Annotated in this window: 1 protein-coding gene; it reads left to right on the top strand. The window is 55.6% G+C overall.

What is annotated here, in order from left to right; translation table 11 throughout:
- Nucleotides 1-48: 48 nt before the first annotated feature.
- Nucleotides 49-529 (top strand): hypothetical protein (locus SNE34_RS14765; RefSeq protein ID WP_332618383.1); only part of this gene is annotated, 481 nt, incomplete at its 3' end.

Genomic DNA, 529 nt, shown 5'->3' on the forward strand with positions numbered 1-529 from the left:
ATGCCTTTGGCTCCACTACGCGGTTCGGCTTAACTCAGGCGTTAGCCGATGAAGAGCGGTGACCTCATCCCATTACTGCTTGCCTTGGTGGGCTGCACTACCGCGAGGCCTTTGGCGCCGATGGCGGAACAAGTGGATATCTCAGCATTACTGGCCAATCCAGTCGCGTACCAAGACAAACTCGTGCATATAACGGGTGCTGTCGTGGCTCGCTTCGAGGCGGAGTTCATTTGCCCCAGCGCAGGCCAGATCGACAGCGACCGGAGCAAAGAGTGCTTATGGCTCGCGCCTGGAATAGGCGAAGGTTTCGCCCCAGAGGAATTGCCGCGATTCCACAAGAAAATTGTTGTTCTTATCGGCAGGTTCAATAAGGATTTCCTAGGTCACATGGGCGCCTACGGCGGCACAATAGTGCCAATCCACGTGCAAATCATAGGTAGCCACAGCAAGGGCGATATCCCGCCGGCACCCCCAGAGCCATCGTCTAACAATTCATTCAAGCCGAACCCGCTTCGTCGCTTCGTTCAAA

The organism is Novilysobacter erysipheiresistens, from assembly GCF_036663935.1.
In the GTDB taxonomy this organism is placed as follows: Bacteria; Pseudomonadota; Gammaproteobacteria; order Xanthomonadales; family Xanthomonadaceae; genus Novilysobacter; species Novilysobacter erysipheiresistens.